The sequence below is a fragment of the Pseudomonas sp. genome, from assembly GCF_049301935.1.
Lineage (GTDB): Bacteria > Pseudomonadota > Gammaproteobacteria > Pseudomonadales > Pseudomonadaceae > Aquipseudomonas.
Window position 1 is genome coordinate 1 of the sequence record NZ_JBAQLP010000083.1, and the last position, 23,396, is coordinate 23,396.

General features: G+C 62.1%; 21 protein-coding genes. 9 read left to right on the top strand and 12 right to left on the bottom strand.

All coding sequences use genetic code 11. The annotated features are described in order from the left end of the window. Nucleotides 1-93: 93 nt before the first annotated feature. Complete coding sequence (gene murJ / locus WA145_RS11885) at nt 94-1,638, bottom strand: murein biosynthesis integral membrane protein MurJ (protein WP_422581774.1); 1,545 nt, start codon at nt 1,636-1,638, stop codon at nt 94-96. Nucleotides 1,639-1,833: 195 nt separating this feature from the next. Here murJ and rpsT point away from each other — a divergent pair, with 195 nt between their 5' ends. From rpsT to WA145_RS11905, 4 genes are all read left to right on the top strand, one after another. Continuing rightward, on the top strand, nt 1,834-2,112 hold the full coding sequence (rpsT, locus tag WA145_RS11890) for a 30S ribosomal protein S20 (protein WP_341436539.1): 279 nt from the start codon (nt 1,834-1,836) through the stop codon (nt 2,110-2,112). Between the two features lie 241 nt (nt 2,113-2,353). Continuing rightward, a complete protein-coding gene (locus WA145_RS11895) occupies nt 2,354-2,725 on the top strand; it encodes a PilZ domain-containing protein (RefSeq protein ID WP_422581775.1) in 372 nt (123 codons plus the stop codon). Between the two features lie 565 nt (nt 2,726-3,290). Further along, the gene (locus tag WA145_RS11900) at nt 3,291-3,770 is read left to right on the top strand and encodes an Lrp/AsnC family transcriptional regulator (RefSeq protein WP_422581776.1); all 480 of its coding nucleotides are present in this window, start codon (nt 3,291-3,293) and stop codon (nt 3,768-3,770) included. Nucleotides 3,771-3,897: 127 nt separating this feature from the next. Further along, nucleotides 3,898-4,116 carry a DUF2788 domain-containing protein gene (locus tag WA145_RS11905; RefSeq protein ID WP_422581777.1) on the top strand — a complete coding sequence of 73 codons (219 nt, stop codon included), beginning with the start codon at nt 3,898-3,900 and terminating at the stop codon, nt 4,114-4,116. Nucleotides 4,117-4,158: 42 nt separating this feature from the next. Here WA145_RS11905 and WA145_RS11910 read toward each other — a convergent pair whose 3' ends face one another. Then, nucleotides 4,159-4,725 carry a pseudouridine synthase gene (locus tag WA145_RS11910; protein WP_422581792.1) on the bottom strand — a complete coding sequence of 189 codons (567 nt, stop codon included), beginning with the start codon at nt 4,723-4,725 and terminating at the stop codon, nt 4,159-4,161. Nucleotides 4,726-4,930: 205 nt separating this feature from the next. Here WA145_RS11910 and ahr point away from each other — a divergent pair, with 205 nt between their 5' ends. Beyond that, nucleotides 4,931-5,965: an NADPH-dependent aldehyde reductase Ahr gene (ahr, locus tag WA145_RS11915; protein WP_422581778.1), complete on the top strand. Its 1,035-nt coding sequence runs from the start codon at nt 4,931-4,933 to the stop codon at nt 5,963-5,965. Between the two features lie 386 nt (nt 5,966-6,351). Then, on the top strand, nt 6,352-6,579 hold the full coding sequence (locus tag WA145_RS11920; protein ID WP_422581779.1) for a hypothetical protein: 228 nt from the start codon (nt 6,352-6,354) through the stop codon (nt 6,577-6,579). A 91-nt stretch (nt 6,580-6,670) separates the two neighbouring features. On the opposite strand, the gene WA145_RS11925 is transcribed toward WA145_RS11920, so the two are convergent. The 8 genes from WA145_RS11925 to WA145_RS11960 form a co-directional block, all read right to left on the bottom strand. Then, nucleotides 6,671-7,288, bottom strand: coding sequence for an FKBP-type peptidyl-prolyl cis-trans isomerase (locus tag WA145_RS11925; protein WP_422581780.1), 618 nt, complete (start codon nt 7,286-7,288; stop codon nt 6,671-6,673). 61 nt (nt 7,289-7,349) lie between these two features. Next, complete coding sequence (locus WA145_RS11930; protein WP_422581781.1) at nt 7,350-7,496, bottom strand: DUF2256 domain-containing protein; 147 nt, start codon at nt 7,494-7,496, stop codon at nt 7,350-7,352. Further along, nucleotides 7,493-9,028, bottom strand: coding sequence for a cryptochrome/photolyase family protein (locus WA145_RS11935; protein ID WP_422581782.1), 1,536 nt, complete (start codon nt 9,026-9,028; stop codon nt 7,493-7,495). The genes WA145_RS11930 and WA145_RS11935 overlap by 4 nt, the downstream gene beginning before the upstream one ends. Further along, the gene (locus WA145_RS11940; protein ID WP_422581783.1) at nt 9,025-10,425 is read right to left on the bottom strand and encodes an exonuclease domain-containing protein; all 1,401 of its coding nucleotides are present in this window, start codon (nt 10,423-10,425) and stop codon (nt 9,025-9,027) included. Before WA145_RS11940 ends, WA145_RS11935 begins: the two co-directional genes overlap by 4 nt. A gap of 4 nt (nt 10,426-10,429) precedes the next feature. Next, nucleotides 10,430-10,735: a DUF6482 family protein gene (locus WA145_RS11945; protein ID WP_422581784.1), complete on the bottom strand. Its 306-nt coding sequence runs from the start codon at nt 10,733-10,735 to the stop codon at nt 10,430-10,432. Nucleotides 10,736-10,875: 140 nt separating this feature from the next. Next, the gene (locus tag WA145_RS11950; protein WP_422581785.1) at nt 10,876-11,364 is read right to left on the bottom strand and encodes a TIGR00645 family protein; all 489 of its coding nucleotides are present in this window, start codon (nt 11,362-11,364) and stop codon (nt 10,876-10,878) included. Nucleotides 11,365-11,567: 203 nt separating this feature from the next. Further along, nucleotides 11,568-11,897, bottom strand: a complete 330-nt coding sequence (locus tag WA145_RS11955; RefSeq protein WP_422581786.1) for a hypothetical protein — start codon at nt 11,895-11,897, stop codon at nt 11,568-11,570. Between the two features lie 198 nt (nt 11,898-12,095). After that, the gene (locus WA145_RS11960) at nt 12,096-14,555 is read right to left on the bottom strand and encodes a Lon protease family protein (RefSeq protein WP_422581787.1); all 2,460 of its coding nucleotides are present in this window, start codon (nt 14,553-14,555) and stop codon (nt 12,096-12,098) included. A 135-nt stretch (nt 14,556-14,690) separates the two neighbouring features. Between WA145_RS11960 and WA145_RS11965 the strand changes: the two genes are divergently transcribed. Continuing rightward, nucleotides 14,691-16,325, top strand: a complete 1,635-nt coding sequence (locus WA145_RS11965) for a cation:proton antiporter (protein WP_422581788.1) — start codon at nt 14,691-14,693, stop codon at nt 16,323-16,325. An 8-nt stretch (nt 16,326-16,333) separates the two neighbouring features. Here the strand turns inward: WA145_RS11965 and WA145_RS11970 are convergent, their stop codons facing one another. Then, the gene (locus WA145_RS11970; RefSeq protein WP_422581789.1) at nt 16,334-16,663 is read right to left on the bottom strand and encodes a TraR/DksA family transcriptional regulator; all 330 of its coding nucleotides are present in this window, start codon (nt 16,661-16,663) and stop codon (nt 16,334-16,336) included. Nucleotides 16,664-16,811: 148 nt separating this feature from the next. Beyond that, a complete protein-coding gene (gene ettA / locus WA145_RS11975; RefSeq protein ID WP_422581790.1) occupies nt 16,812-18,479 on the bottom strand; it encodes an energy-dependent translational throttle protein EttA in 1,668 nt (555 codons plus the stop codon). 301 nt (nt 18,480-18,780) lie between these two features. On the opposite strand from ettA, the gene WA145_RS11980 reads away from it, so the two are divergent. Then, nucleotides 18,781-23,013 (top strand): sensor domain-containing protein, encoded by a 4,233-nt coding sequence (locus WA145_RS11980; protein ID WP_422581791.1) that lies wholly within the window; start codon nt 18,781-18,783, stop codon nt 23,011-23,013. A 300-nt stretch (nt 23,014-23,313) separates the two neighbouring features. After that, nucleotides 23,314-23,396 (top strand): hypothetical protein (locus WA145_RS11985; RefSeq protein ID WP_422581793.1); only part of this gene is annotated, 83 nt, incomplete at its 3' end.

The window sequence follows — 23,396 nt, forward strand, 5'->3', positions numbered from 1 at the left end:
CCTCGAACCAGCTGCATAACGCGCTTCTTGCTCATAAAGTGGTCGATTATACGCACACCGCGCAGCGGACAACAGGCGGCAAATCAGCCGCTTTCAGATGGAGCTGCGCCGGGCAAAGTCGCGCAGACGAAAGCCCAGCAGGGCCAACACGGCCAAATAGGCCAGCAAGCCCGCAGCAACCAACCCGCCCAGGCGCAGCAAACGCCAGAGCATGCTGCCGTCCGCCCAAGTCGGCAGCTGCTGCATGGCCAGCAACAGTACGGCCACCATCGCCAGCAGCGCCAGCAACAGTTTGCCGAGAAACAGCGCCCAGCCCGGTTGTGGTTGGAACATATCGCGCTTGCGCAGCTGCCAGTACAACAGCCCGGCATTCAGACAGGCGGCGAGGCCAATGGCCAGCGCCAGGCCGGCATGCGCCAGGGGAATCACGAAGATAAACAGCACATTCATCACCTGGGTCGCCAGCAGCGTGACCAGGCCGATACGTACGGGGGTCTTGATGTTCTGCTGGGCGTAGAAGGCCGGCGCGAGGATTTTCACCAGAATGATGCCGACCAGGCCCAGCGAGTAGGCAATCAAGGCACGCTGGGTCATCAGCGTATCGCCTGCGGTGAATTTGCCGTACTGGAACAGCGAAGCGATCAGCGGCTCGGAAATAATCGCCAAGGCCACCGCGCTAGGCAGCGCCAATACCAGACACAGACGCAAGCCCCAGTCGAGCAGCTTGGAATAATCCTCACGACTGGCCCCGGCATGGGTTTTCGACAAGGCCGGCAGCAGGATGGTCCCCAGCGCCACGCCGAGCACGCCGGCCGGCAACTCCATCAGACGGTCGGCGTAGTACATCCAAGACACCGAGCCGGCGACCAGAAAGGAGGCGAAGATGGTGTTGATAATCAGCGAAATCTGACTGACCGAGACGCCGAAGATCGCCGGCCCCATCTGTTTCATCACGCGCCACACGCCGCGGTCCTTGAGGTTCAGCCGCGGCAGTACCAGCATGCCGATTTTGTGCAGATGCGGCAGCTGAAACAGCAACTGCGCCAAGCCACCCACCAGCACCGCCCAACCCAGCGCCATGATTGGCGGATCAAAATAGGGCGTCAGAAACAGGGCAAACACGATCATGCTGATATTCAGCAACGTCGGCACAAAGGCCGGCACCGAGAAGCGGTTCCAGGTATTGAGCACCGCCCCCGCCAGCGAGGACAGGGAGATCAGCAAGATATAAGGAAAGGTGACTCGCAACAGATCGGTGGTCAGCTCAAAGCGCTCCGCCTCGTCGGCAAAGCCCGGGGCAGATGCCCAGACAATCCACGGCGCCGCCAGAACGCCAACCAGGGTCACCAGCGCCAGCACCAGGGTCAGCAGACCGGTGACATAAGCCAGAAACGTACGCGCCGCCTCATCGCCCTGCTGGGTTTTATATTCAGCCAGAATCGGCACGAAAGCCTGAGAGAACGCGCCTTCGGCAAAAATCCGGCGCAGCAGGTTGGGCAGTTTGAACGCCACCACAAAGGCGTCCGAGGCCACACTGGCACCGAAAATACGGGCGATGATGGTGTCACGGACAAAGCCCAGCACACGCGAAAGCATGGTCATGGAGCTGACAGCGGCCAACGACTTGAGCAAATTCATGTAATAATTCGATTTCCGCAAACACGCACGACCGCGGACGATCCGCCGGCGCGCAAAGGCGACGAGTGTAGCGGGCCGCCACTGGTCAGGCCAGCACAGGGAAAAGCCAGCAGGCTTGACAGCACTCCCTCATATCGGCATGATTCGCGGCCTTATTTGTTTGTAACCCCCAGAATTTTCTCGAGGAGCTTGACGGTGGCCAATACACCTTCTGCCAAAAAACGCGCAAAACAGGCTGAGAAGCGTCGTAGCCATAACGCCAGCCAGCGCTCGATGGTCCGCACTTACATCAAGAACGTGGTCAAGGCTATCGAAGCCAAAGACGTCGATCTTGCCAAGACCGCTTACACCCTGGCTGTGCCGGTAATCGACCGTATGGCCGACAAAGGCATCATCCACAAGAACAAAGCAGCTCGCCATAAGAGCCGCCTGAATGGCCATATCAAGGCCCTGGGCGAAGCTGCAGCTGCCTAAGCTGTTAGCGACACGCTGACTGTTCTTAAGAAACCGGCTTAATCGCCGGTTTTTTATTGCCCGCAATAATTGCAGGGGCAACTCTTAACCTGCGTCGCGACACCTACTGGCAACCGCAACCAGCTACAACGCCCGCACCGGCGCGGCTATATCTACTGGCCAGCCATACGCACAGATAAAACCAAACCATCGACAACAGCCTTGGCCTATAGTGGATAAAACCTCGCAGGAGTTTCTTTGCATGAGCGAAACAGCCAATGAGCGGCGGCGCTTTCACCGCATCGCTTTCGACGCCCCCACCGAGATAACGCAAGGGGAGCGGCACTGGGCGGTTGAACTGCATGATGTATCGTTGAAAGGCCTGCTGATCAAGCGCCCCAACGGCTGGAACGGCGATCCTAATCAGCCATTCGACGCCAATATCCAACTCGCCGACGACACCCGCGTACTGATGGAGGTGGTACTGACCCGCACCCAGTCAGACCTGCTCGGCTTTGTCTGCCGACATATCGACCTCGACTCGATCAGCCACCTGCGCCGCCTGGTAGAGCTCAATCTGGGCGATGAGAGCCTACTGGAACGCGAACTCGCCGCCCTCGGCGAGGACGAGTAACGAAACAGCAGGCTCGCTCTTCGAGCCTGCCTCCCACTGCGTACCCTTGAATGAGATGACATGGCGCGAGTCAGTTTCGCCGCCTCTACCTTAGATACTCCTGGGCACCCTCGATACAACCTCGCTGCCCCCACTAACCGGCCGAACACCGACATCAGCCCTGCCTGATCAGCGGAAAGATCGCAGTTAGCCACAGGCGCGCAGAGCAAAACCCTGCAAATATCCGAGCAGAAACAAAAATGCCAGTCAGATCAACTGACTGGCATTGGGTCTACGTGACTCTCTTTTGCGGGCCCCTGATTAGCGATGGTAACGCCTTTTCTTCGCCCGCCTGGTTGGGCAGTGCGGACCCGGGTGCCGTGACGATCCGGTGGGATCGGCGGCGGCCGCTCACCTGATTGGGCGAGGCAGCTGGACGTATCGTCCGGGCCTTGAAGTTGAGGTAAAGCTTACGCCCACAGAGCCAGTGAAATATTGCTAACATTGCTGAAATACACACAAAATGCGCAATTAATAACTACAATATGATAATTACGCACAATCTAATAACTATAGAACGGTAAAGATGAACAGACTTGATCGTTACGACCTGAATATCCTCGACGAATTGCAACGCGATGCCACCCTGTCCAATCAGGACCTGGCCGAACGCATCGGCCTGTCGCCATCGCCCTGCTCGCGGCGGGTCAAACAGCTGGAAGATGATGGCTATATTCTCGGCCAGGTCGCCCTGCTCGACCGCAAGCAGCTCGGCCTGACGTTAACGGCCTATGTGCTGATCGGCATGGACAAGCACACCCCGGAACGCTTCGAGCATTTTCAGGCAGAAATCCGCAAATGCCCGCAAGTCCTCGAATGCTGCCTGGTTACCGGGATGGATGCGGACTATCAATTGAAGGTGGTGGTGCCGGATATGGATCACTACCAGAAACTGCTGCTCGGCACCCTGACCCGTATCGAGGGGGTTTCCAGCGTGCGCTCCAGCTTTGTCTTGCAACAGATCCTCTCCAGCACCCAGCTGCCCTTGCAGCACCTGCGCGGCTGATCGCCGCACCTTGCCCGTGGTCGGCTGGCAGAGCGGCCATTGCTGCGTATAATCGCGCCCTCTGTGACGGCTACCGCCATTGTGCGGCCACCGTACGCCGATTGTCGCGCAGGTTCATGAGGCCAGAATGCAAACCGAACAGTTCGAATCCCTGATGATGTACGCGCTGGTCGGCGGACTGATGGTGTTTATGTTCTTTATCATCTGGGACCTGGCAAAAACCTCCAAAGCCGGCCGCCTGGGTACGGCAATCCTGTTCCTCGGCCTGGGCCTGTGCCTGTTCGCCTTCCTGGCCAAGCCGATCATCACTTACATCATCGAAGCGAGCCGCGGCATTCACGGTTGATCACTCCGCCACCCACATGGGTAGCGCTGCGCTTAACCCATCCTACAAACGCGCCTCGACCTCTTTCCACTCACCCGGCTGCAAGCCATCCAGGCTCCACGGACCGATGCCCACCCGCACCAGGCGCAGCGTTGGCAAACCCACCGCAGCGGTCATACGCCGCACCTGACGGTTGCGCCCCTCGCGAATCACCAACTCCAGCCAGGCCGTCGGAATGCTTTGGCGAAAGCGCACCGGTGGGTTGCGCGGCCACAACTCGGGCGTTGCCAACAACCGTGCTTCGGCCGGCAGGGTCGGGCCATCGTTGAGTTGCACACCGTCACGCAACTGCTGCAACTGGGCCGCTGTCGGCTCGCCCTCTACCTGCACCCAATAGGTTTTCGCCAGCTTGTGTTTGGGGTCGGCGATACGCGCCTGCAGGCCACCATCATTGGTCAGCAGCAGCAGGCCTTCGCTGTCGCGGTCCAAGCGCCCGGCCGGGTAGACGCCGGGCACATCGACAAAGTCCTTAAGGGTGGCGCGGCCCTGCTCGTCATTGAACTGGGTCAGCACATCGAAGGGTTTATTCAGCAGCAGCAGGCGCGATTTGGCCGGTGGCGCCTTGGCCACACGGCGTACGGCAGGTTTGCCGGCGGGACGACGCGGTGAATCGGGACGGGGCGGACGCGACATGGGTAATCCTGGTAAGCCGTACAAGGCAGCCAGTGTAACCGAGGCCACCGTGCCATCATCAGCCAGGCTTATGCAGGCACATTTCCCCGGTAGACCCGGCTATGCTGGCTGAGTCCTATTTTCTGCACCGAGGCTTATTGTCATGAGTTCATCCGAATCCATCGTCGACACCTTTACCGGCTGGGCCGCCAAGGCCCCCGGCGCGCCCCTCGAGCCGCACAGTTATGACCCCGGCCCGCTGGGCGCCGAAGAAGTGGAAGTGGCGGTGGAATACTGCGGCATCTGCCACTCCGACCAGTCGATGATCGACAACGAGTGGGGTAATGCCCGCTACCCCTTTATCCCCGGCCATGAAGTGGTCGGCACGGTGGTGCGCCTCGGCCCGCAGGCGCGTGGACTGAAGCTCGGCCAGCGCGTCGGCATCGGCTGGTACAAGGGCAGCTGCATGCATTGCAGCTCGTGCATGGAAGGCTCGCACCAGCTCTGCGGCACGGTAAAACCCACGATTGTCGGCAGCAACGGCGGTTTCGCCGACCGCCTACGCAGCCACTGGGCCTGGGCCGTACCGCTGCCGGATGGCTTGGACCCGGCGCTGGTCGGCCCGCTGTTCTGCGCCGGCTCGACGGTATTCAGCCCGCTGCTGGATTTTGATGTAAAACCCACCGACAAGGTCGGCGTGGTCGGCATCGGCGGCCTCGGCCATCTGGCGCTGGGGTTCCTCAATGCCTGGGGCTGCGAAGTCACCGCCTTCACCTCCTCGCTAAGCAAGCAGGACGAAGCCAAGCGCCTGGGTGCACACAAGGTGGTGGCCTCCACTGACAGCGCCGCGCTGAAAGCGATTGCCGGTAGCCTGGATTTCCTCTTGGTCACCGCCAGCGCCGACCTGGACTGGAATGCCATGATCGGCACGCTGCGCGGCAAGGGCCGCCTGCACTTTGTCGGCATCGTGCCCAGCGCGATCCCGGTGCACGTGTTCAACCTGATCCCCAAGCAGAAGAGCCTGTCCGGCTCGCCCGTTGGCTCACCGGCGAATATGGCGAGCATGCTGGAATTCTGCGCGCGCCATCAGATTCTGCCGCAGGTCGAGCACTTCCCCATGAGCAAGGTCAACGAGGCCATCGACCACCTGCGCGCCGGTAAAGCACGCTACCGTGTGGTGCTAGACGCCAGCAAATAAGCAGGATAAAGCCCGAGGCATGTGCCTCGGGCTTTATTGGCTTATCTGCAACTCCCGGCTTTGTAAGGCGTAAGCTGAGTTAAGCAGTAAGGTGACGAAACCCGACGAGACCTGCCGTTACCTGCTGGGTTTCGCCCCGCTCAACCCACACCCAAGCGCGTATGCGCCCTCAACCTGCGCGCTGACGCAGGCTCTTGCCGCACCCACCCCGCCAGCCACCATGGCGTACTCAGGCACTGAGCATCTGAGGGCAACGCCACCCTGGATCGCGGCCAAGCCCCCAGACACAGCCCCAAAAAACCGACATACCATCGGGCCGACAAATTAAGACTTGCCATAATCGTAATAGGAATTATTCTCATAAGACCACTTAAGGGAGATGAGTCATGACCTATCTGATCGACGCCTGGCTGGACCGCCCGCAGCCCTACCTACGCATTCTCAACCGCAACACCGGCGAAGTCTGCGCGCTGCTCAGGGAGGATGAGCTGGATGAACTGCGTGATCAGGGCGATCTGGATCTGCATGAGCTGAACTCCAGCGAACCGCTGGTGCTCAAGGAACTGGTGCGCAACCTGTTTCTCTACTGCTACGCCCGGGCATTGCGCCCCTGACGTTCTGGACTTAAACGCATCGCGGGCAGGGCCCGCTCCTAGCAGTCTGGCGTAGGAGCGGGGCATGCCCGCGGTAGATACAACTGGACGCTTACAGAACGTCCAGCAGCTCTACGTCGAATACCAGCACGCTGTGCGGCGGGATGCTGCCCACGCCTTGTTCGCCGTAAGCCAGCTCGCTTGGCACATACAGGCGCCATTTGCTGCCGGCATTCATCAGTTGCAGGGCCTCGGTCCAGCCGGCGATTACGCCACCCACCGGAAACTCAGCCGGCTGGCCGCGATCGTAGGAACTGTCGAACACGGTGCCGTCGATCAGGGTGCCGTGGTAGTGGGTGCGCACGCTGTCTTCACGGGAAGGCTTGGCACCCTCGCCTGCGGTCAACACTTCGTACTGCAGACCGGAAGCCAGTACGGTGATGCCATCGCGCTTGGCGTTTTCGGCGAGAAAGGCCAGGCCAGCGCCGGCAGCCGCTTCAGCCTTGGCGGCTGCTTCGGCTTGCATAATGTCGCGGATCACTTTGAAGCTGGCGGTCAGCTCGGCTTCGCTGACGCGGCTTGGCTGGCCGGAGAACGCATCGGTGATACCGGCAATGATGGCCTCCAGGCTGGCACCCGGCGGCGGGTTGTCGCGCAGCTGACCACCCAGTTGACGGCCGATGCCGTAGCTGACGCGGGTTTCGTCAGTCGAGAGATTGAGTTCGGACATAACACGGCTCCGCTAGGGGCTAAAAAAGGTCGGCCAGCCTAGCACAAACCGCCTGTCCGCCCTACCCGCCCGCCACGCCCTGACGATTACGCCGACAGCGCTCGGAGCAGTACTTCACCCCAGCCCAGCAGCGCGCCCACTTCTTGCGCCAGGTGAAGGGCAGCCCGCACACCGCGCAGGTCTTGATCGGCAGCTCGGCCTTTTTCACAGCGCCTCGCCGGCATCCAGCCGCGCCAGCAACTGCTCGCCGCGCGCCCAGAGGCCCTGCTGCTTGGTCTCGCTCATCTTATCCAGGCCGCGATAGATCATGCCCAGCCGATGGTTACCGGACAGCTGCTCACGGTGGCGGATTAAAAAGTGCCAATACAGCGCATTAAACGGGCAGGCCTGCTCGCCAACGCTTTCCGTGACCTTGTAGGCGCAGTCGCCGCAGTAATTGGACATCCGCTTGATGTACTGGCCACTGGCGCAATAGGGCTTGGAGCCCAGGTAGCCGCCATCGGCATGCATGACCATACCCAGGGTATTGGGCAGCTCGACCCAGTCGAAGGCGTCCATATACACCGCCAGGTACCAGTCGCAGACCTGGCTGGGCGCAATACCGGCCAGCAGGGCGAAGTTGCCGGTAACCATCAGGCGCTGGATATGGTGGGCATAGGCGTGTTCCAGGGTCTGACCGATGGCCTGGCTCATGCACTTCATGCGGGTTTTACCGGTCCAGTAGAACTCCGGCAGCGAGCGGGTATTACCAAAGCCATTGCGCTGGGCGTACTCGGGCATATGCAGCCAGTAGATGCCGCGCACGTATTCGCGCCAGCCGATCAGTTGACGGATAAAGCCCTCGGCGGCGTTCAGCGGCACCTGGTCACGCCAGTAAGCGGCCTCGACATCGGCGCACAGCCGGCGCACATCCAGCAGGCCGATATTCAGCGCCGCGCTGATCCGCGCATGAAACAGAAACGGCTCACCGACTGCCATGGCGTCCTGATAATCGCCAAAGGCCGGCAAGGCGAAGTCGAGAAAGTGCTGCCACAGCGCCTCGGCCTCGGCGTGGGTCACCGGGTAATCGAAGGCCGTCAGGCTGCCGTAGTGATGGCTAAAGCGCGCAGCCACCAGCGCCAGCACCTCCCGGGTAATGCCATCCGCCGGGAAGCGCGCCGTCATCGGTGCCTTGATCTGCTTGGGCAGCGCCTTGCGATTCTGCGCATCGAAGTTCCAGGCGCCGCCCACCGGAGTGCCGTCGCCGTTGATTAATAAACCGGTCTTACGCCGCATCTCGCGGTAGAAAAACTCCATGCGCAGCTGCTTGCGCCCCTCGGCCCAGCGGGCGAACTCGTCGCGGGCGCAGATAAAGCGGCTGTCGGCATGCCAGACGATCGGCACGCCGCAGCGCTTTAACTGATCTTCCAGGCGCCATTCACCAGACTCGCTGATATGCACCTCGGCGGCCTGCAACTGCTTCGTCCAGCGCTGCAACTCGCCGGGCAGCGAGCCGCTGTTGTCCGGGTCATCCAGTTTGACGTACTGCACGCGCCAGCCGCGCTCGCGCAGGGCCTCGGCAAAGTGGCGCATGGCACTGAAGATCAGCGCAATCTTCTGCGGGTGGTGCGGCACATAATCAGTTTCCGCCGCCACCTCGGCCAGCAGTACGGCATCCTGCTGCGGGTCCAGAGCCTGCAAACTGGGCAGATCGAAAGACAGCTGATCGCCCAGGATCAGGGCAAGCCGGCGAGTGCTCATAGCACAACAACCTCAGTATGGGGAAAGCGCCGCAAATGACTGAGCACAATATGGTAAGCATCCAGACTAAAGGCCTGCAGCGGCTGTTGGCGGGCGGCATCAATCTGCCCAGGGTCATCGACTGTAGCCAGGTAGCGCCATTGATCCAGTACATGCCACTGCGAGAAAGCATGTTCAGGGTCGCGCTCGACCAGGGCTACAGGCCCCGGCCATGGCCAAGCGGCAACGCGCAGCTGCTCGCAACCAGCCAATAAGCGCGCATCATGCTGTTCTCGAGGCTCAAGCCCGCAGCACGCCCCATTACAGCCAGCCAGTTGCCTGGCAAAGCAGGCGCCTAGGCCGCCCTCCACACCGAGCAGGCGTAGACACAACCGACGCTTGCGCGCCTCGCCCCGCAACCAATCGAGCGCCTGCCGCCGTGAGCGGAACAAACCCATGTTGTTGCCGACCGGCGCGCGCTCATCGAGCGCCTGCAACTCAGGCCTCACGCCGTCTTCACTGGTCTTCAGCACCCAGGTCAACAACTGCCGCTGACGACGCAATTGGCGGTTGTAAAGCGGCAAGAGCCGCTTGACCTCAGCCGCTTCCAATAACAATGCGCCCAGTTCGCCAGCCGTGGGTTGCACGCGGATATCGCGTATCTGCTGAGCCACTTGCAAGCTGCGACGGTTGCGATGGTCATTCTGAAAATGCGATTGCACGCGCTGACGCAGATTGCGACTCTTGCCGATATACAGCAGCGTCTGATTATCGCCGTAGAAGAAATACACCCCCGGACGCGACGGCACTGCCTGCAGACGCTCAGCCGTGAGAAAGCGCGGCACCGCAGCTTTACGCAGTTGCCGAGCAACCTGACGCATCAGCACTTCGGCCGGTATCTGCGCCAGCAAACGCAACAACAGCTGCCAAACAGCCTCGGCATCCGGTAGGGCACGGTGCTGAAAAAAGCGACTGATCTGCTGGCTGGCACACAATGCATCGAGGCCGTGATCAGGCAGATCGGGCCATGCTACGCGGGCTAACTGCAACGTGCACAGCTGCCGGTAACGCACCGATAAGCCAGCCAGAGTAAAGGCGTGGCGTAGAAACGCATGGGCGATACGCAGGTTATGGCCAACCACAACATGGCCGTCGAGCAGCTGCGCCAGTTCAGTGGCAATATCGGCAAAGCATGGCTGCTCCTCAAGCTCTGCTGGCAGCACACCCGATAAACCTGAAACGCTGACCGGTAGCGCGCGCGCCGGCTTTAACAACCAGCTGCGCCGCGCCGTGACAACACCGCCCTCGACCTGCAGTACAGCAATCTCCCAGATGCAATCCTGATCGGGGTGCAGCCCCGTAGCCTGCACATTAATTACGGCAAGCGTGCGAGCAAACAGGGGCGGCGTTGCACTCACGGCACTACCAGGAAGAACTGAAAGAAATCGGCACGCGCAAGGTGTCCTGGGTGCCGTCCTGCATGCCACACATCTCGTCATGCACCACCGCGTGCACCAGGTGAAACGGCACGCGCGGCAGGTCATGCAGCAGATCACGGGCATGCTCCACCGAGCGCAGATGCAGGGTTTTGCCATGGCCATCACTGAGCGGGTGGGCACGGCCATCCATATGCGCCTCCAGCAGGTAGATGCCACCTTCAATGGAAATCAGGTTGAGCGCTTCAATATGCCCGGCATGGGCGTGCTGCGACAGGTCGTGCAGGTTCATGGTGATGTCCTCTGGCAAGCAAAGCTATACAAAAAACCGTACAAATACAATTCTTGTACAGCACCAGAAAAACACAAGGCAGAACGCAAACCGCCCGTCCGTTTTGCAACGGCCGGGCGGCGGGTAACGCTAAGAATGGATCAGTGCTTGGTCAGCTTATCCAGATAACCCATGGCGAAAGCCGAGACCACAAACGCCATATGAATGATCACGTACCACATCAAGTAGTCCGTCTTGATGTTCTCCGCATTCATAAACACCTTGAGCAGGTGGATCGAGGAGATCGCCACGATGGAGGCTGCCACCTTCATCTTCAGCGAGCTGGAGTCCATCTTGCCCAGCCAGCCGAGTTTTTCGGTGCCCTCAGCGATATCCAGTTGCGAGACGAAGTTCTCGTAGCCGGAGATCATCACCATCACCAACAAGCCGCCAACCAGGGCCATGTCGATCAGCGACAGGATCACCAGAATCAGATCCGCCTCGGCCATGGAGAACACGCTAGGCAGAATATGGAAGACTTCTTGAAAGAATTTCAGCGCCAATGCCAGCAGGCCGAGTGACAAGCCAAAGTAGATCGGGGCCAGCAGCCAGCGGGATGCATACATCGCGTTTTCGATAAAACGTTCCATGGTGTCTCACAGCGGTTTGGAAAGTGTCGGCGAGTATACCCAGCAGTGGGTTGCAGACAAAGCCGCAAGGGCGGCGCGAGGTTATCCCCGCGAACTGTGGATAACCCTGTGCAAAGCCTTCGGATTAACTGCCTGCGCCTAGGCAGAATAGGCCCTGCCAGGCGGCGGACAAAAGCTGATCAACCTGCCGGTCAGCTTTACCCCTAGAACTGGTAATGCCCCAGGTGACGGCTGCGCTCACCATTCAGCCGACGCAGCTCGGCTTGAATATGCAAACGCCAGATCGGCAATTCAGTGCACGGCTCATAGCCCATGCCCAGCAGGCTTTCGGCAATCCCATCGAGCACATCTTCCGCGACCAAAGGCCCGTGGAATGGGCCTTGCGCCTTGACTGTAGAGGGTTGCGCGCCCGCCATGCCGGCGGCGCAGATCAGTGTCCAGAGCCCGTTGTTGCCGGCCAGCGGCAGCACCACGCATTCGATGCGGGTATCCAGGCCCAGACAGTGGCGAGTGAGATTGAGGCTGCGCGACATGGCGACGACCCTCTCGGGAGCAGGCCTTCAGCCTACACCCGAGAGCGCGCCAGTGGGAAGCTGACAGTTATCCCCGTCAACTGTGGATAACTGTGTGGATGAAATGAGGAAAAGCCGGCCTGAGCCAAGCGCCCAGGGAGCCCAGACAATTCGCTCAGTGACTGACCAGCCAGCGGGCGAATGACTGCCCTGGATCGGTCACTGCGCCAGAGGTTTTTTCACCCGCGGCTTCTTTTCCTTGAGCGCCGCCGGTTCTTCCTTCTTCGGCTCTTCCTTGTCGTCGTCTTCCATACCCATGGCGGCGATATCGCGCAGGCGCTCGACTACCCGCGCATTGACGCTGCCCGCCGGGAACTGGCCCTGCTCATTGGGCGAGCCGGCATCCGCGCCGACCAGCAGACTCAGCGCCTCGTCGACCTGGCGCACCGCATAGATATGGAACTGCCCGGCGCGCACCGCCTGCAGCACCCGCTCATCGAGCATCAGGGTGGTGACGTTGGAGTGCGGGATGATCGCGCCCTGCTCGCCGGTCAGACCACGCGCCTCGCACAGACGGAAAAAGCCCTCAATCTTCTCGTTGACCCCACCGACCGCCTGCACTTCGCCAAACTGGTTGATCGAACCGGTAATGGCGAAACACTGCTTGAGCGGCGTACGCGACAGCGCCGAAATCAGCGTGCAGACCTCACCCAGCGAGGCGCTGTCGCCGTCGACATAGCCGTAGGACTGCTCCAGGGCGATGCTCGCGGAGATTTCCAGGGGGAACTCCTGGGCATAGCGGCTGCCGAGGTAGCCGGTGAGGATCATCACCCCCTTGGAGTGGATCGGCTGACCGAGGTTGACCTCACGCTCGATGTCGACAATGCCGCTGCCGCCCGGGTAGACCGTGGCGGAAATCCGCGCCGGCACACCGAAAGCCGAGTCGCCGACTTCCAGCACGGTCAGGCCGTTGCACTTGCCCACGGCGGCCCCGGCGGTATCGATCAAAATGATCCCGGCCAGCATGTCATCGATGATCCGCGCCGAGACGCGGCCGGTGCGGGTGGCCTTGGCCTTTAGCGCACGCTCGATATGCCCGGCGTCGGTCACTGCATCACCGGCCAGGCTGCGGATAAAGTCGGCTTCGCTGACCAACTGGAACAGATCACCGATGCGCGCCGACAAACGCCCCTGGTGTTCGGCCAGTCGCGCGCTGTAGGTCGCTACCCGCGCTACGGCGGCAGCGGTCAGCGGCGCCATGCCCTCTTCCGAGGTGCGGGTCTTCATCAACTGGGCGAACTGCTCGAGGCTGTCATCGGCCAACGGGATGTCTTCATCGAAGTCGACCAGAACGCGGAACATCTCCTGGAAGTCCGGATCGAGGTCCTGCAGCGTGTAATACAGCTGGCGCGAGCCGATGATCACCACCTTGAGCTGCAGCGCAATCACCTGCGGAGTCAGGGTTACGGTGGCGATGCGGCCGAGGTCACCGAGCGGCGACTCCATCTTCAGCTGGCGCGATTGCAGGGCGCGTTTGAGCGCATCCCAGACAAACGGCTCGCCGAGCATCTTCTCCGCTTCCAGAATCAGAAAGCCGCCGTTGGCGCGGTGCAGCGCACCGGGGCGCAGCTGGCGGTAGCTGGTGTAGAGCGCGCCCTGATCGGTGTTGTATTCGATGCGGCCAAACAGGTTGTCGTAGGTCGGGTGTGGCTCGAACACCACCGGCGCGCCACCCTGGGCGTGATGGCCGACCACCAGGCTCGGGCAGTACTGCTCTTCCAGCAGCTTGCGGGTTTGCGCGTCGGCCTTCTCCACTTCGACCAGCTGATCGACCACGGTTTTCAGCAGGTTGACCTGCACCGCCTGCAGGTAGGCGCAGACTCCGGCATTTTCCGCGTACTTCTGCGACAGCGGTGCGAGCAGCGGTTGCAAGGCGATGGTAATGGTCTCTTCATTGAGCTGACGCAGCAGGTTGCTCGACTCGCGCTTCCACTGCGGCAGGCTGGACAGCTCCTCATTAAGGCGCTCTTCCAGGCTGGCGATATCGGCATGGAAGCGCTCGCGCTCGGCTTCCGGCAGCTGGGCAAATTCGGCCTCATCCAGCGCCTTGCCTTCGAGCATCGGGGTAAAGGCGATATTGCTGCTGTCGCGGTACAGGGCGACGTTCTTTTCCAGCGACAGGCGCTCGACCACATCCAGGGCCTGGTCGTAGCGCTTGTTGAAGTCGCGGTCGATGGCGTTCTTTTTCTGCTGGAACGAGGGGTGTTCGAACACCGCCGGGAAGGTCGCCAGCAGGTTATCGATCAGGCCGTTGATATCGGCGAGAAACTCGCCAGCCGTGCCAGACGGCAGCTCCAGCGCACGCGGCTCGCGCGGCTCATCGAAATGATTGACGTATACCCGGTCAGCCGGGGTCTCCAGGCGTTTGGCTTCGGCCTTGAGGTAGCGTTTGACGAAGGAGAAGCGCCCGGTGCCGGGCTCGCCCATGACAAACACGTTATAACCGGGGCGCGGCATCGCCACGCCGAACTGCAGCGCCTCGACGGCGCGCTCCTGGCCCAATACGCCACGGAAGGGTTCCAGATCTGCGGTGCTGGTGAAATCAAACTGCTCAGGGGAAAAGGGACGGGTAAGTGCTTCAGGTGCCAACCGCAAATGGGCTGCGACGGAGTCTGGCATTGGAAATCCTTGGACGGGGGCCTAATGGAAATCATCGCCGCATCGGCCTTCATCCACAAGCGATATGCTTGATCCAAGGCAAGCCCAACGCCGCTGATGTTTTTACAATGCGCGGTAGTTATCGAGGAGCGATGCATGAGTCTGTTTCAGGAAGTCGCCATACTGCTGGCCCTGTCAGCCCTGGTCGGCGGCATCGCGGTGAAACTGCGTCAGCCACTGATCATCGCCTATATCCTGGTGGGCATCCTCGCCGGCCCGGCGGTACTGGGCCTGAGCAGCGAAAACCAGCCGCTGCAGCTGCTCGCAGAGATCGGCATCACCGTGCTGCTGTTCGTGGTCGGCCTCAAGCTGGACATGCGCCTGGTGCGCACCCTCGGCCCGGTAGCCCTGGCCACCGGCCTGGGCCAGCTGAGCTTTACCATCGTCTTCGGTTATGGCCTGTGTTACCTGCTGGGCCTGGAGTGGCTGACCGCGCTGTATGTGGCCGTGGCGCTGACGTTCTCCAGCACCATCATCATCGTCAAGCTGCTCTCCGACAAAGGCGAGATCGACTCACTGCACGGGCGCATTGCCATGGGTTTCCTGATTGTTCAGGACATCGCCGTGGTGCTGGCCATGCTCGGTCTCAACCTGTATCAACCGAGCAGCGCCGAACAGCCCGGCATGCACCCGCTGCTGCTCGCGGCCACCCTGCTCGGCAGCCTGGGCGTGCTGTTTTTGCTGATGCGTTACGCCCTGCCGCGCCTGCTGAATATGATGGCCGACTCACCCGAGTTGCTAATGCTTATGGCCATCGCCTGGGGCACCTTGCTCGCGGCGGGCGCCGACTCGCTGGGCCTGTCCAAGGAAATCGGCGCCTTTCTCGCCGGCTTCTCCCTGGCCTCGACCTCACTGCGCGAGGCGGTGGCCAGCCGCCTGACCAGCCTGCGCGACTTCCTGCTGCTGTTCTTCTTTCTGCACCTGGGTCTGCAGCTGGACTTTGCCCATATTCACGGGCAGATCGGCAGTGCGCTGATCCTCTCGGCCTTCGTGCTGATCGGCAACCCGCTGATCGTCATGGCCATCATGGGCTGGATGGGCTACCGCAAGCGCACCGGCTTTATGGCCGGGCTGACCGTGGCGCAGATCAGCGAGTTCTCGATCATCTTTGTCGCCATGGGTATCGGTCTCGGCCATATCGACCAGGACGCCCTGGGCCTGACCACCCTGGTGGGACTGATCACCATTACCCTGTCGACCTACATGATTCTCTATGCGCAGCCGCTGTTCGCCCGCCTGTCGCCCTGGCTGGGGCCGTTCGAGCGGCATCTCCCGCACCGGGAAAACGCCGACGACAATGCCCCCGCCGGTGAACAGCCGGACATCATCGTCTATGGCATGGGCCGTTACGGGCGCCAATTGGCCGCGCAACTGGAGCAAGGTGGGCGCCGCGTACTGGGCGTGGACTTCGACCCGCAGGCCCTGGCCCTGGCCCGCGAAGAAGGCCTTAACGCCTGCTACGGCGACGCCGAGGATGCCGATTTTCTCAGCCATATGCCGCTCAATCACGCCCAGGCGCTGATCAGCACCATCCCCCAGCGCGAGGTCAACGCCATCCTGTTTCGCGCCTTACGCAGCGCGGCCTTCAAAGGCCAGATCACCCTCAGCGCGTTTCGCGCCGGCGATGCCGAAGCGCTGCATCACGCGGGCGCGGCCAGCGTGCTGCGGCCCTACAGCGACGCGGCAGAAACCGCGGCGCGGCGCCTGCTGGAGGAGATCAAGCAGGCCTGAAGCAGGTTTCAGCGGGGCTCGACACGATCGGCACAGGCCAGGCAGAACTCCGCCGCCGGCATCACCTGCAAGCGCGCCGGGCTGATGGCCTCGCCACAGCGCAGGCACAAGCCGTACTGCCCGTCGGCCAGGCGCAGCTTGGCCAGGCCGACTTGGCGCAAGGCAGCCTCAGCTTCAGCCAGCAGTGCCTCCAGTACTTCGTCGTTCTGTCGTTGCTGCGCCTGTTCGGCGAAGTCCGCCGAGTGGGTGCGCGCCAAGTCCTGGCGAATCGCATGGGCGCGAGCGCTGTATTCACTCATTAAGCTGCAAAGCGCGGCGTGGGGGTCAAAAGCAGGCATGCTGGCAATCCTCGGGAACACTCTATTAAGTGTGGCCCCAGCACCAGCCCGGCGCACTGCCGCAGATCAGTGCTTTGTAACTTTTGCCCAGCGCGTGCCTGCAAACAAAAACGGAGCCTTGCGGCTCCGTTTTGCAGTGCGGCGTGGCTTACTGCGCCAGCTTCTTGTAACGCACCCGATGCGGCTGCGCGGCCGCCTCACCCAGGCGTTTTTTACGGTCGGCTTCGTACTCGGTGTAGTTGCCCTCGAAGAACTCGATGTGCGAGTCGTCTTCGTACGCCAGGATGTGCGTGGCCACGCGATCGAGGAACCAGCGATCGTGAGAGATCACAATGGCGGCGCCCGGGAAGTCGAGCAGCGCCTCTTCCAGCGAGCGCAGGGTTTCCACGTCGAGGTCGTTGGACGGTTCGTCCAGCAGCAGCACGTTGGCGCCCTCTTTCAGGGTCAGGGCCAGGTGCAGACGGCCACGCTCACCACCGGAGAGGTCCTTGACGAACTTCTGCTGGTCGCCGCCCTTGAAGTTGAAACGCCCCACGTAGGTGCGCGACGGCACTTCATAGTTGCCGATCTTGATCATGTCGGAACCGCCGGACACCGCTTCCCACACGGTCTTGCTGCCGTCGAGGTCGTCGCGGCTCTGATCGACGCAGGCCAGCTGCACGGTTTCACCGATCTCGATGCTGCCCGAGTCCGGCTGTTCCTTGCCCATCAGCATGCGGAACAGCGTCGACTTACCGGCACCGTTACCGCCGATCACGCCAACGATGGCGCCCTTGGGCATGCTGAACGACAGGTTGTCGATCAGCGCGCGGTCGCCATAACCCTTGCTGACGCCCACGAAGTCGATGACCTTGTCGCCCAGACGCGGGCCGACCGGGATGTAAATTTCGTTGGTCTCGCTGCGCTTCTGGAATTCCTGGGACTGCATTTCTTCGAAACGCTGCAGGCGCGCCTTGGACTTGGACTGACGGGCCTTGGCGCCTTTGCGCACCCATTCCAGCTCTTCCTTCATGGCCTTTTCATGGGCCGATTGCTGCTTGGATTCCTGGGCCAGACGATCCGACTTGGCTTCCAGCCAGCCGGAGTAGTTGCCCTCGTAGGGAATACCGGCGCCGCGGTCGAGTTCGAGAATCCAGCCGGCGACGTTATCCAGGAAGTAACGGTCGTGGGTGATCGCCACCACGGTGCCGGGGAAGTCGTGGAGGAAGTGCTCCAGCCAGGCCACCGAGTCGGCGTCCAGGTGGTTGGTCGGCTCATCCAGCAACAGCATATCCGGGGCCGACAGCAGCAGGCGGCACAGGGCCACACGGCGCTTCTCACCACCGGAGAGGAATTCCACCTTGGCGTCCCAGGCCGGCAGACGCAGGGCGTCGGCGGCGACTTCCAGCTGGCGCTCCAGGTTATGGCCGTCGCTGGTCTGCAGGATGGCTTCCAGCTTGGCCTGCTCGGCGGCCAGCTTGTCGAAGTCGGCATCCGGCTCGGCGTAGGCGGCGTAAACCTGATCGAGACGCGCCTGGGCGTCCTTGATCTGGCTGACGGCCTCTTCCACCACCTCACGCACGGTCTTGCTCGGGTCGAGCTGCGGCTCCTGCGGCAGGTAGCCGATATTCAGCTCCGGCATCGGCCGCGCTTCGCCGTCAAACTCGGTGTCGACGCCGGCCATGATCTTCAGCAGGGTGGATTTACCCGAACCGTTGAGGCCCAGTACGCCGATCTTCGCGCCAGGGAAGAACGACAGGGAGATGTTCTTGAGGATTTCCCGCTTCGGCGGTACGACTTTGCCGAGCCGATGCATGGTGTAGACGTATTGAGCCATGATGACCTTGGTTCTGGGTTGAAACGAAAGAGAAGCCGCCAACTGATGCGTGCGGCCTGAGGCCACACGGCGGGGACGGAGCCGCCAGGCGCTGCCAACGCAGCGGACTTGCACAGTCACGCGCGCGTGCGGCAAAGCTACCGGAATGCGCCGAACAGGGCAAACGACGCTCGTCGGCGCCGCTGGCACTTTGCCACGGTTATGGCATGCTAGCCGCCCCCTGCATGCGGGCCATTCTGCGCACCTCAGGGATCCGCCCATCGCCGCTCAGCCCCCAGGATGTAAGTCTTTGCCAACAGTCATGCCTCCAACCACTGCGCGTTCCCCCGGCGCCGCACCGGCTAAGGTGATGCGCGGGCCGACGCGTGGCGCGCTGGTGGTGCTGGTACTGAGCATGCTGGTGTTGCTGCTCTGGCAACTGCGTCAGGAATCCCAACAACTGCTCGACAACCAGCGCCAACTTGGCCTGGCCTACAGCTCGCAGCTGGCCAACCACCTGAGCCTGAACATGGAGCTCAAGGCCGGCGCCGGCCAGGCCCTGCTGCAAGCCCATGTGCTGCCACCGAGCAATCCCGATAAGCTGGCAGAGCTGCTGCACAGCCTGCGCGGGGTATTCCCGACCCTGCGCAGCCTGGCCTGGCTGAACGACCAAGGGCGGATCATCGCCGACAGCCATGCGCCCACCGAAGACGCTCTGTACCTGGACGAGCTGCGGCAGCGCGGCGGCAGCGCAAGCTTCTTTTACACCTTCAGCGCCAACGACCATGGGCGCATCTACCTGCTGCTGCGGCATAACCCCGACAGCGCCGCCAGCGGTTTCTGGGTGTTGCGCCTGACCAACCAGGCGCTGACCAGTTGGCTGCAGGAGCATCATCAGAGCCCGCACCAGTGGCAGCTGGAAGACCGTAACGTGCAGCGGGTAATCGCCAGCAACGTACCCCAGGCCGCCAGCGGCTCTTCGGTGGCGCCGCCGGTTACCGCCGAGAACCTCGACCAGAGCATGCTGCAAACCCCGCTTCAGGGCAGCGACTGGCAGCTGCGTGCGCTGTTTAATGAACGCAAGGTGCGCGCCCAGCAACTGCCGCAACAGGCCAGCAAACTGCTGCTGTTTATCCTCTGCGCCACCCTCACGCTGCTGGCGCTGTATCGCCTGCTGCGTGAACAACGCAGCCTGCACGCCCTGAACACCGCCTCGCGGCGCTCCCTGCAGCAGGCCGCCAGCGTGCTGGGTGCCATCGAGGAGCGTGTGCTGGTCACCGACAGCAACGGCCAGCTGCAATACCTCAACCCGCAAGCCGAGGCGATGTTCGGCCTGAGCAACCACGAGGCGCGCGACTGGCACCTGCTCAAGCTACTGCCGCGTCTCGACCCGCTGCTGCTGCACGGCACCGCGCTGCACAACGACCTTGGCCCGGACCTGGTGGAAATCCAGCAGAACGGCACCCTCCACCTCTACGACATCAGCCGTAGCGACCTACACGAAGATGAAAAACGCACCGGCTTTGTCTGGGTGTTGCGCGATGTCACGGAAGAACAGCACGCCTCGCAAGTGCTGCAGGAAACCCGCCGGCGCTATCAGGACATCTTCGACGGCACCGGCACCGCCCTCTGCGTACTCGACCTGACCGAGCTGCAGCGCTATCTGCAGCAGCAGCAACTGCACAATATGGCCGGCCTGCAACGCTGGCTGGACGCCGACCCGCAGCACCATGCAGAAATCTGCCAGCGTCTGCGCCTGACCGAAACCAACCAGGTGGCCCTGCAACTGCTCGGCGTCGAGTCTAACCAGCAGGCCTGGCAGCACCTGTTCAACAGCGGTCCGCTGCGCCCGGAAGGCTTCCGCCTGCAGCTGATCAATGCCCTGCTCAGCGGCGGCCAGCTGGAAATGGAACGGCAGATCCGCACCCCGCAGGGTTACGAGCGCCATCTGTGGCTGCTGCTGCGCCTGCCGGAAAGCATCGACGACCTGCAAGCCGTGACCCTGAGCATCAGTGACATCACCAACCGCAAGCGCATCGAGACCTCGCTGATCGAGCGCGAGCGGTTCTGGTCCGATGTGGTCAACGCAGTACCCGACACCATCTATGTGCACGACATCGCCGCCAAGCGGGTGATGTACAGCAACAACCACCTCGGCCCGCAGCTGGGCTACAGCCAGGCCGAGTTGCGCGAGCTCGGCGAGCGGCTGTGGGAAAAGATCCTGCATCCCGATGATGTCGAGCTGTACCAGCGCATGCGCAATATCCAGCAGGTGCTGGGCAATGGCCGGCTGATGCAGTTCGAACTGCGCTGGCGGCACCGCGATGGCAGCTGGCACTGGTTTGATATTCGCGAGCAGGCCCTGGCGCGCGATGCTAAGGGCCGGGTCAGCCGGCTGATCGGCGTGGCCAAGGACATCACCGAGCAGATCACCCACAGCGAATCGCTGCGCACCAGCGAGCAGCGTTACCGCCTGCTGGCGGAGAGCATCAGCGACGTGATCTTCTCCACCGACGCCCAGCTGCAGCTCAACTATGTCAGCCCCTCGGTTACCCAGGTGCTCGGCTATGACAGCCAGTGGGCGCTGGCCAACGGCTTTCAAAGCCTGGCCACCAACCCGCGCCAGCTGAGCGGCTTCTACGCCCTGCTCGAGCGCGTGCGCAATGCCCTCGGCGACCCGCTGCGGCTGGCCGAACTGCGCGCCGAGTTTCTGCCGCAACTGTTCGTCTTCGATGCCCTGCGCGCCGATGGCCAGAAAATCCCGATAGAGCTGCGCCTGGTGCCGATGTGGGATGACAGCGGGCGCTTCGAAGGCCTGCTTGGCGTGGGCCGCGATATCAGCCTGCAGCGCCGCGCCGAGAAAGACCTGCGCATGGCCGCCACGGTATTCGAGCACTCCACCGCGGCGATCCTGGTCACCGACCCGGCCGGCTATATCGTCCAGGTCAACAACGCCTTCAGCCGGGTCAGCGGCTACAGCTCCAAGCAGATTCTCGACCAGCTGCCGAGCATGCTCACCGCCGATACCCAGCAGGCCAGCCACCTGAGCTACGTGCTCAAGCAGCTCAACCAGCAGGGCAGCTGGGAAGGCGAGGTGTGGCTCAAGCGTAAAAGCGGCGAGAAATTCCCGGCCTGGGTCGGCATCACGGCGGTCAAGGACGATGAAGGCGATCTGGTCAGCTACGTGTGCTTCTTCAGCGATATCAGCGAGCGCAAGGCCAGCGAACAACGCATCCACCGCCTGGCCTACTACGACGCCCTGACCCAGCTGCCCAACCGCACGCTGTTCCAGGACCGCCTGCACAGCGCCCTGCAACATGGCGAGCGGCACAACGAGTGGGTGGTGCTGATGTTCCTCGACCTCGACCGTTTCAAGCCGATCAACGACTCCCTCGGCCACGCCGCCGGCGACCGCATGCTCAAGGAAGTCGCCGTGCGCCTGTGCGCCTGCGTCGACAGTGACGACACCGTGGCGCGTATGGGCGGCGACGAGTTCACCCTGTTGCTGCAATCGCAAAACAACCGCGAGGTCGCGCTAAACCGCGCGATCCACGTCGGCGAGCAGATTCTCGCCAGCCTGGCGCAGCCGTTTATTCTCGAAGGCCGCGAGTTCTTCGTCACCGCCAGTATCGGCATTGCCCTGAGCCCGCAGGATGGCAACGAGCTGAGCCAGTTGATGAAGAACGCCGACACCGCGATGTACCACGCCAAGGAGCGTGGCAAGAACAACTTCCAGTTCTACCAGGCCGACATGAACGCCAGCGCCCTGCAGCGCCTGGAGCTGGAAAGCGACCTGCGCCACGCCCTCGAACAGTGCGAATTCAAGCTGTATTACCAGCCGCAGTTCTCCGGCGACGGCAAACGCCTGACCGGCGCCGAAGCGCTGCTGCGTTGGCAGCACCCGCAGCGCGGCCTGGTGCCGCCGAATGACTTTATTCCGGTACTCGAAGAACTGGGCCTGGTGGTGCAGGTCGGTGACTGGGTGCTGCGCGAGTCCTGCCGACAACTGGCCGAATGGCACCAGGCCAAGGTGCGGGTGCCGAAGATCTCGGTCAACCTCTCGGCTCGCCAGTTTGCCGAGGGCGATCTGGACCAGCGCATCGCCGGCATTATCCAGGGCAGCGGCATCCCACCCGCCTGCCTGGAGCTGGAGCTGACCGAAAGCATCCTAATGGAAGACGTGAGCAACGCCATGCAGACCCTCACCAGCCTCAAACAACTGGGTGTGTGCATCGCCATCGACGACTTCGGCACCGGCTACAGCTCGCTGAACTACCTCAAGCAGTTCCCCATCGATGTGCTGAAAATCGACCGCAGCTTCGTCGACGGCCTGCCCCACGGCGAGCAGGACGGGCAGATCGCCCGCGCGATCATCGCCATGGCCCACAGCCTTAACCTCACGGTGATCGCCGAGGGCGTGGAAACCCTGGCCCAGCTGGACTTCCTGCGCGGCCACGACTGTGACGAAGTACAGGGCTTCCTGCTCGGCCGGCCCATGCAGGCAGCCCAGTTCACCGCACTGTTTAGCGGCACCGCGCTGTTTATGCTCAGCTGAAGATGCAATGGGTAGGATGGGTTAGCCGCCACGGCGATGTACGGCAAAAGCACATTGCCTGCGCGGCGTAACCCATCACGGCGGCATGCCTGCCGACCCGCGCTGGGTTACGCGACACCAACCATTTGTATTGCAGCCAAAATCGAGCATATGCCGCTAACCCAACCTACGCCTCCCGCCTCCCGCGCATGAACCCCGCTTGTCCAGCAGATGACCAAGGCTCATATGCCTGTTTCGCCCGGATGGGGTAGAATTTGCCCCCTCTTTCTACCGCCCAGCTGATTTTCTCAGGGGAATGCTATGTTCAGCCGTGATTTGACTATCGCCCGTTATGACGCCGAATTGTTTGCCGCGATGGAGCAAGAAGCCCAGCGCCAGGAACA